Annotated in this window: 10 protein-coding genes; 8 read left to right on the top strand and 2 right to left on the bottom strand. The window is 71.5% G+C overall.

Translation table 11 applies throughout. The features are described 5' to 3' along the window. Positions 1–73: 73 nt before the first annotated feature. The 8 genes from ACRWK7_RS17845 (at position 74) to ACRWK7_RS17810 (ending at position 8,957) form a co-directional block, all read left to right on the top strand. Entirely contained in the window at positions 74–1,072 is a 999-nt protein-coding gene (locus ACRWK7_RS17845) for a thiamine pyrophosphate-dependent dehydrogenase E1 component subunit alpha (protein WP_431857685.1), read from the top strand. A gap of 3 nt (positions 1,073–1,075) precedes the next feature. Beyond that, complete coding sequence (locus ACRWK7_RS17840; RefSeq protein ID WP_431857621.1) at positions 1,076–2,050, top strand: alpha-ketoacid dehydrogenase subunit beta; 975 nt, start codon at positions 1,076–1,078, stop codon at positions 2,048–2,050. A 31-nt stretch (positions 2,051–2,081) separates the two neighbouring features. Next, positions 2,082–2,870 (top strand): enoyl-CoA hydratase/isomerase family protein, encoded by a 789-nt coding sequence (locus ACRWK7_RS17835; protein ID WP_431857620.1) that lies wholly within the window; start codon positions 2,082–2,084, stop codon positions 2,868–2,870. 3 nt (positions 2,871–2,873) lie between these two features. Further along, positions 2,874–4,103, top strand: a complete 1,230-nt coding sequence (locus ACRWK7_RS17830; protein WP_431857619.1) for a dihydrolipoamide acetyltransferase family protein — start codon at positions 2,874–2,876, stop codon at positions 4,101–4,103. A 13-nt stretch (positions 4,104–4,116) separates the two neighbouring features. Then, a complete protein-coding gene (locus ACRWK7_RS17825; RefSeq protein ID WP_431857618.1) occupies positions 4,117–5,289 on the top strand; it encodes an acyl-CoA dehydrogenase family protein in 1,173 nt (390 codons plus the stop codon). A gap of 51 nt (positions 5,290–5,340) precedes the next feature. Next, positions 5,341–6,834: an AMP-binding protein gene (locus ACRWK7_RS17820; protein ID WP_431857617.1), complete on the top strand. Its 1,494-nt coding sequence runs from the start codon at positions 5,341–5,343 to the stop codon at positions 6,832–6,834. A gap of 13 nt (positions 6,835–6,847) precedes the next feature. Further along, positions 6,848–8,200 (top strand): MmgE/PrpD family protein, encoded by a 1,353-nt coding sequence (locus tag ACRWK7_RS17815; protein WP_431857616.1) that lies wholly within the window; start codon positions 6,848–6,850, stop codon positions 8,198–8,200. 118 nt (positions 8,201–8,318) lie between these two features. Then, positions 8,319–8,957, top strand: a complete 639-nt coding sequence (locus tag ACRWK7_RS17810; protein ID WP_431857615.1) for a TetR/AcrR family transcriptional regulator — start codon at positions 8,319–8,321, stop codon at positions 8,955–8,957. Positions 8,958–8,966: 9 nt separating this feature from the next. On the opposite strand, the gene ACRWK7_RS17805 is transcribed toward ACRWK7_RS17810, so the two are convergent. Together ACRWK7_RS17805 and ACRWK7_RS17800 are read right to left on the bottom strand one after the other, a co-directional pair. Next, complete coding sequence (locus ACRWK7_RS17805; protein ID WP_431857614.1) at positions 8,967–12,101, bottom strand: efflux RND transporter permease subunit; 3,135 nt, start codon at positions 12,099–12,101, stop codon at positions 8,967–8,969. Beyond that, positions 12,098–13,318, bottom strand: a complete 1,221-nt coding sequence (locus tag ACRWK7_RS17800; protein WP_431857613.1) for an efflux RND transporter periplasmic adaptor subunit — start codon at positions 13,316–13,318, stop codon at positions 12,098–12,100. Before ACRWK7_RS17800 ends, ACRWK7_RS17805 begins: the two co-directional genes overlap by 4 nt. Positions 13,319–13,389: the final 71 nt, after the last annotated feature.

Raw genomic sequence — 13,389 nt, 5'->3', positions numbered from 1 at the left:
ATTGTTCACCAGGATCTGGCGGATGCCGCGGCGATGCGGCTCCGCGCCACGACGACGAGGCCCATCCGTGCACATGCCCGCCGAGCGCGAGACCGACGCGCCGCCCACCGAGACGCTCCTGGCGCTCCACCGCACCATGCAGATGATCCGCGCGACCGAGGCGAGCCTGTCGCGCCTGTTCGCCGACGGCGAGATCCCCGGCTTCATCCACCTCAGCGTCGGGCAGGAGGCGGTGGCGGCCGGCGTGGTGGGGGCGCTGGCGCCGCAGGACACCTTCGCCACCACCCACCGCGGCCACGGCCACGTGCTGGCCCGCGGCGTGGCGCTCGACCGCTTCTTCAAGGAGATCATGGGCCGGGCCGGCGGCATCTGCGGCGGGCGCGGCGGCTCCATGCACGTGGCCGACCTCGGCCTCGGCGTGCTCGGCGCCAACGGCATCGTCGGCGCGGGCCTGCCGCTCGCCACCGGCAGCGCACTGGCGCACAGGATCCGCAAGACCGGCGGCGTGGCGGTCGCCTTCTTCGGCGACGGCGCCATGGCCGAGGGCGCGCTGCACGAGTGCCTGAACATGGCGGCGCTGTGGCAGCTGCCGCTGGTGCTGGTGTGCGAGAACAACGGCTGGTCGGAGTTCTCGCCGACCTCGAGGCAGTTCGCCGGCCGGCTCGACGCGCTGGGCGCCGCCTTCGGCGTGCCGCACCGCGCGGTGGACGGCAACGACGCGCTCGCCGTCGCCACGGCGGCGGCGGAGGTCGTCGCCGCGGCGCGCGACGGCGGCCCGCGCATCCTCGAATGCATCACCACCCGCGTGCACGGCCATTTCGAGGGCGACCCGCAGCGCTACCGCTCCGAGGAGGAGATCGGAACGCTCGCCGAATCCGACCCGCTGCGCCGCTCGGCCGAGCGGCTGCTGGCCGCCGGCGTTTCCACCGAGACGCTCACGTCCATCGCCGACGAGGCGGAGGCCGCCGTGCGCGCCGCCATGGAGGCCGCCCGCGCCGACGCCCTGCCCGACTTCGCCGCGGCGCTCGCCGACGTCTACACCCCCACCACCACCGCGCACGCCGGGACCTGAGCCATGTCGAAGCCGCTTCGCTACGTCCACGCGATCTCCCAGGCGCTCGACGACGCGCTCCGGGACGACCCGTCGGTGATCGTCTTCGGCGAGGACATCGCCGCCGCCGGCGGGCCCTTCAAGGCGACCCGCGGCCTCCTGGAGGCGCACGGGCCGGAACGCGTGCGCGACACGCCGATCTCCGAGGCCTCCATGGTCGGCGCCGCCGTGGGCGCCGCGCTGACCGGCCTGAAGCCGGTGGTCGAGATCATGTTCATGGACTTCGTCACGCTGGCCATGGACGCGGTGGTCAACCAGGCGGCCAAGGCGCGCTTCATGTTCGGCGGGCAGTGCAGCGTGCCGATGGTGCTGCGCACGCCGCACGGCGGCGGCCTCAACGCCGGGCCGCAGCACTCGCAGTGCCTGGAGGCGTGGTTCGCCCACATTCCCGGCCTGCGCGTCGCCTGCCCGGCGACGGTGGCCGACGCCTACACCCTGCTGCGCGCCGCCATCGACGCGCCGGACCCGGTGGTGCTGGTCGAGAACAAGGCGCTGTACGCCCAGCAGGGGACCATCGACAAGGACGCCCCGCGCGAGGTCGGGCGGGCGCGCATCGACCGCCCCGGCCGCGACGCCACCATCGTCACCTACGGCGCCACCCTCTACGCCGCCCGCGCCGCCGCCGACCGGCTGGCCGCCGAGGGGATCGAGGTGGAGATCATCGACCTGCGCTGGATCCAGCCCTGGGACGAGGCGGCGGTCTTCGAGTCGGTCGCCCGCACCCACCGCGTGGTCATCGCGCACGAGGCGGTGCAGGCCTTCGGCGTCGGCGCCGAGATCGCCGCGCGCATCGCCGCCGACGCCTTCGACGACCTGGACGCGCCGGTGCTGCGCGTCGGCGCGCCGTTCATGCCCACACCTTTCGCCAAATCGCTGGAAGCCGCCACCCTGCCCGACGCCGACCGGATCGTCGCGGCCGTGAAAGAGACCCTCGCCTGAGCGCGACGACAGTATCGGGAGGACACGAGACATGACGGACGACAGCCCCATCCTCACGACGCGTGAGGGCCACGTCGGCATCATCACCATCAACCGGCCGAAGACGCTGAACGCGCTGGACATCCCCACGCTGCTGAAGCTGGAGGCGGCACTGGGCGAGCTGGAGGCCGACGACGGCGTGCGCGTCATCGTGGTGACCGGGGCGGGCGACCGCGCCTTCGTCGCCGGCGGCGACATCGCCGACCTCGACAGCCGCCAGGGCCTCGCCCACTACCTGGAGTTCGCGGAGGTGGTGCACCGCTGCTTCCGCCGCTTCGAGGACTGCGACAAGCCGACCATCGCCGCGGTCAACGGCTGGGCGCTCGGCGGCGGGACGGAGCTGCTGCTCTCCCTCGACCTGCGCATCGCCGCCGACACCGCGCGCTTCGGCCTGCCGGAGATCACCCTCGGCCTGTTCCCCGGCGCCGGCGGCACCCAGCGCATCCTGCGCCAGATCCCGCCCTGCCGCGCCAAGGAGATCATCTTCACCGGCGACCAGTTCAGCGCCGACGAGGCGGTGGCCTGGGGCCTCGCCAACCGGGTCGTGCCGAAGGCCGATCTGATGGCCGAGACGATGGCGACCGCCGAGAAGATCGCCGCCAAGTCGCCGCTGATCCTCAAGCTCATCAAGCGCACGCTGCGCCAGGGGCAGGAGATGCCGCTGGGCGCCGCGCTGGCCTACGAGCAGGCGATGATCGGCCTCGTCCTGGACAGCCAGGACGCCCACGAGGGCTGCCGCGCCTTCCTGGAGAAGCGCAAGGCCGCGTTCACGGGGCGCTGATCCATGGTCCATGATCTGGTCATGCCCAAGCTCGGGCTCACGATGACCGAAGGCGTTCTGGCGGAGTGGCGCGTCCAGCCGGGCGAGCGCTTCAGGAGCGGCGACGTCATCCTCGTCGTCGAGACCGACAAGATCGCCTCGGAGGTCGAGGCGGAGAGCGACGGCGTGCTGGTGGAAACCACCGTCCCCGCCGGCGAGACGGTGCCGGTCGGCACCGCCATCGGCCGCTGGTCGGCGGACGGCGCCGCTGCACCCTCCCCTCCCCCGCCCGCCGCCGCGCCGGCCGCCGCTCCCCCGGAGCCGGCGGCTCCCTCGGCGCCGGCTGCTCGCCCGGTGCCCCCCGCGCCGGGCGAGCGGCTGCGCGCCACGCCGCTGGCCAAGCGCCGGGCAAAGGACCTGGGCGTCGACCTGGCGAGCGTCACCGGCAGCGGCCCGCGCGGGCGCATCAAGATGGCGGACGTCGAGGCCGCCGCCCGCCGCGCCCCGGCCGCCGCCCCGGAACCGGCCGAGCCCGCGCCGGCGCCCGCCACCGCTCCTCCCGCGGGCGAGCGGCAGAAGCCCAGCGCCACGCAGCAGACCATGGCCCGCCGGCTGTCGGCGGCCAAGCGCGACGTGCCGCACTTCTACCTCGCCGCCGAGGCCGAGGTGTCGGAGCTGCTGACGCTGCGGGAGCGGCTGAACGCCGATGCCGGAAGCGGTCCGCGGCTGACGCTGACGCACTTCGTGCTGGCCGCGGTCGGCCGCAGCCTCGCCGACCAGCCGGAGATGGACCGCGTCTGGGACGAGGACGGCATCGTGACGCTCGGCCGCGGCGACGTCGGCCTGGCGGTCAACACGCCGCGCGGGCTGGTGGTGCCGGTGCTGCGCGGCCTGACCACGAAACCGCTCGACCGCCTCGCCGCCGAGGCCGCCGCGCTGACCGAGACGGCGCGCGCCGGCCGCCTGACCGGGGAGGACTTCCAGGGCGGCGCCATCAGCGTGTCGAACGCCGGCATGCACAATGTCACCTACATGACCTCGATCATCAACCCCGGCCAGTCGAGCATCCTCGGCGTCGCCAGCGTCCGCCCGGTGTTCCGGCCCGACGACGCCGGCGCCCCGGTGCTGCGGCGCGAACTCGGGCTCGTGCTCTCCGCCGACCACCGGCTGTTCGACGGCGTCACCGCGCTGGCCTTCCTCAACCGCGTCATCGCCTATCTGGAGCGGCCGCTGCGCCTGCTCCGCGCCCCCTGATCCGGAGACACCCATGGACTTCCAGCTTTCCGAAGAGCAGCGCATGATGGTCGAGACCGCGTCTCGCGTCGGCGAGCGGTTCGGTCTCGATTACTGGCGCGCCCAGGACGCCAAGAAGGCGTTCCCCAAGGAAGCCTGGACGGCGATCTGCGAGGCCGGCCTGTCCGGCGTGGCGCTGCCAGAGGAATACGGCGGCGCCGGCCTGGGCATGCTCGACATGGCGCTGATCATCGAGGCGCTGTGCGGGGCCGGCGGCGGGTCGACGCTGGCGCAGCTCTACATGATCAACCCGATCTTCGGCGGCGTGGCGCTGTCGCGCTTCGGCACCGAGCGGCAGAAGCAGGAGATGCTGCCGGCGCTGATCCGCGGCGAGCTCAACTTCTGCATGGCGCTGACCGAGCCCAACGCCGGCACCAACAGCCTGGAGATCCGCACCTTCGCCACCGCCGACGGCGACGGCTGGCGCCTCAACGGGCAGAAGATCTGGATCACCGGCGTGCCCGACGCGCACAAGATGCTGGTGGTCGCCCGCACGAAGAAGCTGGACGAGATCGGCCGCCGCACCGAGGGCATCAGCCTGTTCGCCATCGACGTCGACCGCGACGGCCTGACCCATCAGGCCATCGAGAAGGTCGGCACCAACACGCTGGCCTCCAGCACCGTCTTCTTCGACGACGTCCGCATCGAGCCGGACGAGCTGATCGGCACCCTGCACCAGGGCTGGCACGCGCTGCTCGACGTCCTCAACACCGAGCGGATCGTCACCACCTCCGGCCTGGTCGGCACCGGCACGCTGGCGATCCGCCTGGCGGTGGACTACGCCAAGGAGCGCCGGGTGTTCGGCGACCGTTCGGTGGCCTCCTACCAGGGCATCCAGTTCCCGCTGGCGCAGGCGCACGCCGAGCTGATGTGCGCGCGGCTGATGAACCTCAAGGCCGCCGACCAGTGCGACAAGGGCCTGCCCTACGGCAGCGAGGCCAACGTCGCCAAGCTGATCGCCGCGCAGGCCGCGGCGTCCGCCACCGAGCGCTCGATGCAGGCGATGGGCGGCATGGGCTATTCCAAGGAGTACCATGTCGAGCGGCTGTGGCGGGACGCCCGCCTGTTCCGCTTCGCGCCGGTCTCGGAAGAGATGATCCTCAACTTCATCGCCATGCACGATCTCGGCATGCCGAAGTCGTATTAACGGCAGACCGGCGGGCAACGCCGGCACGCCGCACCGGGAGGGAACAGCACCATGGTGAACCTGAGCGCCTTCATCCGCCGCCACGCGCTGCGCACGCCGGACCGCCTCGCCGTCGTCTACGGCGACCAGCGCATCACCTACGCCGACTTCCACGACCGCATCCTGCGCATGGCCGGCTTCCTCGCGGGCAGGGGAATCGGCGAGGGCGACGTGGTGGCGGCGGTGATGAAGAACAGCGCCGCCTTCCTGGAGATCGCCTTCGCCGCCAGCCACCTGGGCGCGGTGTTCCTGCCCATCAACTTCCGGCTGGCGCGCGCCGAGGTCGCCTTCATCACCGGCAACGCCGGGGCGAAGCTGGTCTTCGCCGACGCCGAACTGGCCGCCCTGGTCGAGGGCGACCCGCGCGCCGTGACGGTGGACGCCGCGGCGCAGGCCGACGGCCGCACGCTGGCCGGCGGCTCCCCGGCGCCGGAAATGCGGGTGCGCGGCACGCAGGACCTGTTCCGGCTGATGTACACGTCGGGCACCACCGACCACCCCAAGGGGGTCATGCACAGCTACGAGAACTTCTACTGGAAGTGCATGGACCACGTGGTCGACCTGGGCCTGACCGCCGACGACCGGCTGCTGATGGTGGGGCCGCTGTACCACGTCGGCGCCTTCGACCTGCCGGGCGTGGCGGTGCTGTGGCTGGGCGGCATGGTCTGCGTGCTGCGCGACTTCGACCCCGACGCGGCGCTGGCCGCCATCGAGCGCGAGCGGCTGACCTGCGCGTGGTTCGCGCCGGTGATGGTCGGCCGCATCCTGTCGCACCCGCAGCGCGGCGCCTACGACGTCGGCAGCCTGAAATGGGCGATCGGCGGCGGCGAGCGCACGCCCGAGCAGCGCATCCGCGAGTTCACCACGCTGTTCACCAACGCCCGCTACATCGATGGCTACGGCCTGACCGAGAGCTGTTCGGGCGACACGCTGATGGAGGCGGGGCGCGAGATCGAGAAGATCGGCTCGACCGGCCGCGCCCTGGCGCACGTCGAGCTGGAGATCCGCGACGAGACCGGCGCCGCCCTGCCGCCCGGCACCCCCGGCGAGATCTGCCTGCGCGGGCCGAAGATCACCAAGGGCTACTGGCGCGATCCCGAGAAGACCGCGCGCAGCTTCTTCGGCGACTGGTTCCGCACCGGCGACGTCGGTTACCTGGACGCGGACGGCTTCCTGTTCCTCACCGACCGCAAGAAGGACATGATCATTTCCGGCGGCGAGAACATCGCGTCCTCGGAGATCGAGCGCGTCATCTTCCTGCTGCCCGAGGTCAGCGAGGTCGCCGTCATCGGCGTGCCGGACGAGCGCTGGGGCGAGGTGCCGGCCGCCCACGTGGTGCTGAAGCCGGGCGCCAGCCTCGACGCCGCGACGCTCGAGCGGCACTGCCGCGACCATCTGGCGGGCTTCAAGGTCCCCAAGCATCTGGTGATCCGCGAGACGCTGCCGCGCAACCCGTCCGGCAAGGTGCTGAAGCGCGTGCTGCGCGACGAACCTTCGCCCGAGTGAGGAGAATTCGCCCATGCCCCTCGCCACCACCATCGCCCGCTTCGTCGCCGCGCTCGACACGGACAGCCTGCCGGGCGCCGTCGTCGAAAAGGCCCGCGTCTGCCTGCTGAACGGCTACGGCATCGCGCTGGGCGGGCACGCCACGCCCTACGCGCCGGTCGCCCGCACCGCGGCGCTCGCCCTGCACGGCGAGCGGCCGGACGGCGCCACCATGCTCGGCGACGGCCGCAAAACCAGCGTGCCGGGCGCGGCGCTGGCCGGGTCCGCGCTGTTCCACGGGCGGGCGCAGGAGGACACCTGCGGCGCCGCCCACCTCGGCGCCATCATGATCCCGATGCTGACCGCGCTGATGGAGGCCGGGCGTTACCCGGCCGACCGTCTGCTGCCGGCGCTGGTCGCCGGCTACGAGGTCGGCGGCCTGTTCGAGACCGCCTACGCGCCGAAGACCACGCCGGCCGGGCTGCGCGCCTCGCCGCTGTACGGCACGCTGGCCGCCGCCGCCGCCGCGGCGCGGCTGATGGGCCTCGACGAGGACCGCATCGCCGCGGCGCTGGCCAACGCCGCGTCCTTCGCCGGCGGCATCCTGCAATCCTTCGACGACGGCACCGACGAGTGGCGTTATCAGGTCGGCGTCGCCGGGGTGAACGGCCTGACGGCGGCGCAGCTCGCCGCCGCGGGCTCGGTGTCGGCCCCGCACGCCTTCGAGGGCCGCACCGGCTTCGTCCGGGCCTTCGCGCGCGTCGACTGCGACGTCGAGGCGCTGGCGGCGCGACTGGGCGAGGCGTGGTCGATCCACCGCGTGACCTTCAAGCCCTACCCGGTCTGCGCCTTCAACCAGACGCCGGTGACCGCCGCGCTGACGCTGCGCGAGACGCTGGCCGGGCGGCCGCTGCGCTCCGTGCGTGTGCGCATGAACCCGTACGAGACCGGCTACGCCGGCATGGACGCCAAGGGGCCGTTCTCCACCATCTCCGGCACGCTGATGAGCATCCCCTTCTGCATCGCGCTGACGCTGGTGCACGGCGTGCCGAGCATGAAGGCGATGACCACCTACGACGACGACGCGGTGAACCGTCTGGTCGGGCGCATCGACCTCGTGCCCGACGAGGGCGTGCAGCGCCTGTGCTGCGTCATCGAGGCGACGCTGGAGGACGGCTCCGCGCTGGTGCAGGAGCAGGTCATGACGACCGAGAACTACAACTTCTCCTGGGACGAGGTGGAGGCGCTGGTGCGGCGCATCGGCGGCGAGACGGGCGTCCCCGCGGACGCCTACGACCGCATCGCCGGTTTCGCCCGTGGTCTGCCCGACACGTCGGTCGGCGAGGTGCTGGCCGCGTTCGCGCACATCGGTGCCACCGGGCGATGAGGTTGCACGATCGCGCCGCCGAACCACCAAACGCGTGTTCCCCCGCTCCGCGGACTGCGGTAGAAGCGTTCTGGATGCCGCGGCGGCGCAATCGGTTCCGCACACGCAAAAGGGTCCCATGAGACGGGCGAACGCACCACGAAAGACGCGGGTCCAGCGGTCCGAGGAGGTCCGCGACGCCCTGTTCCAGGCCGCCGCCGAGGTCGTCGGCGAGCACGGCTACATCGACGCGTCGATCACCCGGATCACCCAGCGCGCCAACCTGGCGCAGGGCACCTTCTACAACTACTTCGCCTCCCGGCAGGACATCTTCGACGAGCTGCTGCCGGTGCTCGGCGCCAAGATGCTCGTCCACATCCGCCAGCAGGTGAGCGGCGCCACGAGCTTCCAGGAGCGAGAGGAGCGCTCGTTCCGCGCCTTCTTCGGCTTCCTCAAGCGCATGCCCTATTTCCTGCGCATCCTGAACGAGGCGGAGATTTTCGCCCCCAAGGCGCACCGCCAGCATTTCCGCAACATCACCGACGGCTACATGCGCTTCCTGCGCAAGGCCCGCGCCACCGGCGAGATCGCCGACCTCAGCGAGGAGGAAATGGAGGCGCTCGCCTACATCCTCATCGCCGCGCGCGGCTATCTCGCCTTGCGCTACATGACCGCCGACCGCGGCGGCGAGCTGCCGGAGGAGGCGGTGCGCGCCTACATGCAGCTGGTCTCGGGCGGCCTCGCCAGGAAGGCCGCCCCCGTCCCGTCGCTGCCCTGACCGGCCGCGTCAGGCCGGCGCGTCGCCGCGCACGGCCTTGCGCGCCTTCCTTCGCTCGGTGAGCTGCGACACCAGCCGGTAGAACAGCGGCACGAAGAAGATCGCCAGGAACGTGGCCGCCAGCATGCCGCCGATGACGCCGGTGCCGATGGAGTGGCGGCTGCCGGCGCCGGCGCCCGAGCTGATCGCCAGCGGCACGCAGCCCAGGATGAAGGCCAGCGAGGTCATGATGATGGGGCGGAAGCGCAGGCGCGCCGCCTCCATGGCCGCGTCGAACACGCTCTTGCCCTCGTGGTGGAGCTGGACCGCGAACTCGACGATCAGGATGGCGTTCTTCGCCGCCAGCCCGATCAGCGTGACGAGGCCGATCTGGAAGTACACGTCGTTCTGCAGCCCGCGCAGCCAGATGGCCAGCACGGCGCCGAACACGGCGAACGGCACCGCCGTCACCACCGCCAGCGGCAGCGACCAGCGCTCGTACTGCGCCGCCAGGATCAGGAACACCATGATGATGCCGAACAGGAACGCCTGCGAGGCAGTGCCCTGGGTCGCCTGCTCCTGGAAGGCCGATCCGACGAAGCCGATGGAGAAGGTCTCCGGCAGGACCTTCGCCGCCGCGTCCTGGATCGCCGCCAGCGCCTGCCCCGAGCTGTAGCCGGGCGCCGGGCTGCCCATGACCTTGGCCGCCGGGAACACGTTGTAGCGCTCCATCAGGTCGGGCCCGATGATGCGCTGGACCGACACCAGCGAGTCCAGCGGGATCATGTCGCCCCGGTTGGAGCGGACGAAGACGTGCCGCAGGTCGTCCGGCTTCTCGCGGAATTCCGGCTCGGACTGCAGGTTCACCCGGTAGGCGCGGCCGAACAGCGTGAAGTCGTTCACGTACAGGCTGCCGAAGCTGCTCTGCATCGTGTCGAAGATCACGTTGAGCGGCACGTCCAGCGCCTTGATCTTGTCGCGGTCGATGGTGACGCGGTACTGCGGCACCGCGGTGGAGAAGGTGGTGCGCACACCGGCCAGCTCGGGGCGCTTGGCCGCCTCCGCCACCAGCGCGCTGGTGGCCTGCATCAGCGCGTTGGCGTCGCCGCCGCCGCGGTTCTGCACGTACAGCTCGAAGCCGCCGGTGGTGCTCATGCCGGTGATCGGCGGCGGGTTGAAGGACAGCACCATGGCGTCCTTGATGCCGCTCGCCATGCCCATGAAGGCGCCGGTCAGCGCGCGGGCGTCCATCTTCGGGTCCGTGCGCTCGGACCAGTCCTTCAGCGTCACGAAGGACACGCCGGCGCTGGTCTTGTTCGCCATGGACAGCAGGTCGAAGCCGGCGAAGGTCACCACGTCCTTCACGGCCGGATGCTGCATCAGCATGCCGTTGATGGTGTCGGTCACCGCGACCGTCCGGCTGAGCGAGGCGGCCGGCGGCAGGATCGGCATCATGAAGACGTAGCCCTGGTCCTCCTCCGGCGCCAGCGCGCCGGGCACGCGCTGGAACAGGCCGTAGGTCGCGCCGATCAGCCCCGCGAAGATCAGCACGCTCAGCACCGCCCGGCGCGTGAAGAAGCGCACGCCGTGCAGGTAGCCGTTGGTCACCCGCTCGAACGCGCGGTTGAACAGGCGGAAGGGCAGCATGGGCTCGCCATGGCCCGGCTTCAGGATCAGCGCGCAGAGCGCCGGCGTCAGCGTCAGCGCCACGATGCCGGAGATGATCACCGACACCGCGATGGTGATGGCGAACTGCTTGTACATCTGCCCGACCAGCCCGCCCATGAAGCCGACCGGCACAAACACGGCGCACAGCACCAGCACGATGGCGATGACCGGGCCGCTGACCTCCTCCATCGCCTCGAACGCGGCGTCGCGCGGCGACAGCTTGTCCTGCGTCATGATGCGTTCGACGTTCTCCAGCACCACGATGGCGTCGTCCACCACGATGCCGATGGCCAGCACCATGCCGAACAGCGTCAGCAGGTTGATGGAGAAGCCCAGCAGGTACATGCCGGCGAAGGTGCCGATCAGCGACACCGGCACCGCCAGCAGCGGGATGATGGTCGCCCGCCAGTTCTGCAGGAACACGAACACCACGCAGACAACGAGGATCAGCGCCTCGATGAAGGTGTGGATCACCTCGTCGATGGAGACCTGGACGAACTTCGTGGTGTCGAAGGGGATCGAGTAGGCGACGCCCTCGGGGAAGCGCCTGGCGACCTCGTCCATCTTGGCGCGCACCGCCGCGGCGGTGGCCAGCGCGTTGGCGCCCGGCTGGAGGTACACGCCGATGGCGACCGCCGGGCTGCCGTTGTAGGTGGCCGAGAAGTTGTAGTCCTGCGCGCCCAGCTCCACCCGCGCCACGTCCTTCAGCCGCAGCGCAGCGCCGTTGCTGTCGGAGCGCAGGATGATGTTGCCGAACTCCTCGGGGTCGAGCAGGCGGCCGGGCGTGGTGACGCTGTAGGTGAAGGCCTGCGGCGTCGCCATCGGCTCCTGGCCGAAGCTGCCGGCGGCGAACTGCGAGTTCTGCTCGCGCACCGCGGCGGCGACGTCGCTGGGCGTCAGCTCGAAGCGCGCCAGCTTGTCCGGCTTCAGCCAGATGCGCATCGCGTAGTCCTTGGCCCCGAACAGCGAGGCGTCGCCGACGCCCGGCGTGCGCTTCAGGTCGTCGATGACGTTCAGCAGCGCGTAGTTCGACACGAACACCGGGTCGTAGCGCTTGTCCGGCGAGGACATGGTGACGACCTGGAGGATCGAGGTGGAGCGCTTGCGCACGGTCACGCCCTGGCGGCGGACCTCCTCGGGCAGCCGGGCCATGGCGGCCTGGACGCGGTTGTTCACGTCGATGGTCGCCTGATCGGGGTTGGTGCCGATCTGGAAGGTCACGGTCACCGACACGGTGCCGCTGGAGGACGCGCTGGAGCGCATGTAGAGCATGCGGTCCACGCCGTTGATCTGCTGCTCCAGCGGGGCGGCCACCGTCTCGGCGATCACCTCGGCGTTGGCGCCGGGGTAGGTGGCGGAGACGACGACCTCCGGCGGCACGATTTCCGGGTACTGGGAAATCGGCAGCGCCCGCATGGCGACGAGGCCGGCGAGCACGATGACGACCGACAGCACGGTCGCGAAGACCGGCCGGTCGATGAAGAAGCGCGAGATCATCGCTTGGCCTCCTGCGCCGCGTCCTTCGCACCGGCCTGGGCGGGCTGGTTGGCCTGGGCGGAGGCGACGCGCACCGGCGCGCCGGGGCGCACCTTGATGACGCCTTCGGTGATCACGCGCTCGCCGCCCTTCAGGCCGTCGGCGACCACGAACTCGCTGTCCACCGCGCGGCCGAGCTTGACCGGGCGGACCTGCGCCGGCACCTCCCCCTCGCCGGGAACGACGTAGACGAAGGCGCCCTGCGGGCCCTGCATCACCGCCTTCTGCGGGATGGTGACGGCGTTCTTCAGGGTTATGCCCTGCACCACGGCGCGCACGAACTGCCCTGGCAGCAGCCGGCCCGCCGGATTGGGCACGACGGCGCGGGCCTGGATGGTGCCGGTGCGCGGATCGACGGTGCTGTCGGTGTAGTTGAGCCGGCCGCTCTCCTCGGACAGCGTTCCGGCGGCGGTGCGCACGCGCACCGGCAGCTTGCCGTCGGCGGGGATCGCCACGGCGCCCTGCTCGACCAGCTCGCGGTAGGTCGCGGCCTCGGCGTCGGGGATGGCGAAGTTCACGTAGACGGGGTCGAGCTGCGTGATGTGCGTCAGCAGGCCGTCGCTCGATCCGGTGCCGACCAGGCTGCCCTCCGACATCGCTTCGCGCGCGGTGATGCCGCTGACCGGGGCGACCACCTGGGTGTAGTTCAGGTCGATGCGGGCGGCCTTCACCTCGGCCTGCGCCACCGCGACGCTGGCGCGGGCCAGATCCAGGGCCGACAGCGCCTCGTCGCGGTCGCGTCCGCTGGCCGTCTCGCTGCGGAACAGGGGCTCGATGCGCTTCCAGTTGCGCTCCGCCTGCATCAGGCGCGCCTCCTCCTGGCGCAGCTGCGCCTCGGCGCGCGTCAGCTTGACCTGATAGGGCTCCGGGTCGATGCGGAACAGCACGTCGCCCTGCTTCACCCGCGAGCCCTCGACGTAGGTGCGTTCCAGCAGGATCCCGTTGACCCGCGCCCGCACCTCGACCTCGCGCGAGCCGGTGACCCGGCCGGCGTACTCGAAGCTCAGGGGCACGTCGTGCGGCTGCACGGTGACGGTGGACACCTCCGGAGGCGGCGGCGCCGGTTGCTGGGCCAGGGCCGGGCCGGGCGATACGCCGCAGGCGACCACGGCCACGGCGGCGGCGAACAGGGCCGCGCCGATGCTATGAGGGGGGCGGCGCATGGGAGTGGCGGTCATGACGGTTCCCGGCAGGTCTGTCGTGGGCGTGTTGTATACCGACATTCATGCATGTATGTAAAGGGCGGGCG

The organism is Azospirillum sp. (genome assembly GCF_050789165.1).
This window is presented reverse-complemented; position numbering and strand designations above follow the sequence as displayed.

Coding starts and splice junctions, on each gene's coding strand:
- ACRWK7_RS17845 (WP_431857685.1), top strand. CDS start 74: ATGCCCGCCGAGCGCGAGACCGACGCGCCGCCCACCGAGACGCTCCTG.
- ACRWK7_RS17840 (WP_431857621.1), top strand. CDS start 1,076: ATGTCGAAGCCGCTTCGCTACGTCCACGCGATCTCCCAGGCGCTCGAC.
- ACRWK7_RS17835 (WP_431857620.1), top strand. CDS start 2,082: ATGACGGACGACAGCCCCATCCTCACGACGCGTGAGGGCCACGTCGGC.
- ACRWK7_RS17830 (WP_431857619.1), top strand. CDS start 2,874: ATGGTCCATGATCTGGTCATGCCCAAGCTCGGGCTCACGATGACCGAA.
- ACRWK7_RS17825 (WP_431857618.1), top strand. CDS start 4,117: ATGGACTTCCAGCTTTCCGAAGAGCAGCGCATGATGGTCGAGACCGCG.
- ACRWK7_RS17820 (WP_431857617.1), top strand. CDS start 5,341: ATGGTGAACCTGAGCGCCTTCATCCGCCGCCACGCGCTGCGCACGCCG.
- ACRWK7_RS17815 (WP_431857616.1), top strand. CDS start 6,848: ATGCCCCTCGCCACCACCATCGCCCGCTTCGTCGCCGCGCTCGACACG.
- ACRWK7_RS17810 (WP_431857615.1), top strand. CDS start 8,319: ATGAGACGGGCGAACGCACCACGAAAGACGCGGGTCCAGCGGTCCGAG.
- ACRWK7_RS17805 (WP_431857614.1), bottom strand. CDS start 12,101: ATGATCTCGCGCTTCTTCATCGACCGGCCGGTCTTCGCGACCGTGCTG.
- ACRWK7_RS17800 (WP_431857613.1), bottom strand. CDS start 13,318: ATGACCGCCACTCCCATGCGCCGCCCCCCTCATAGCATCGGCGCGGCC.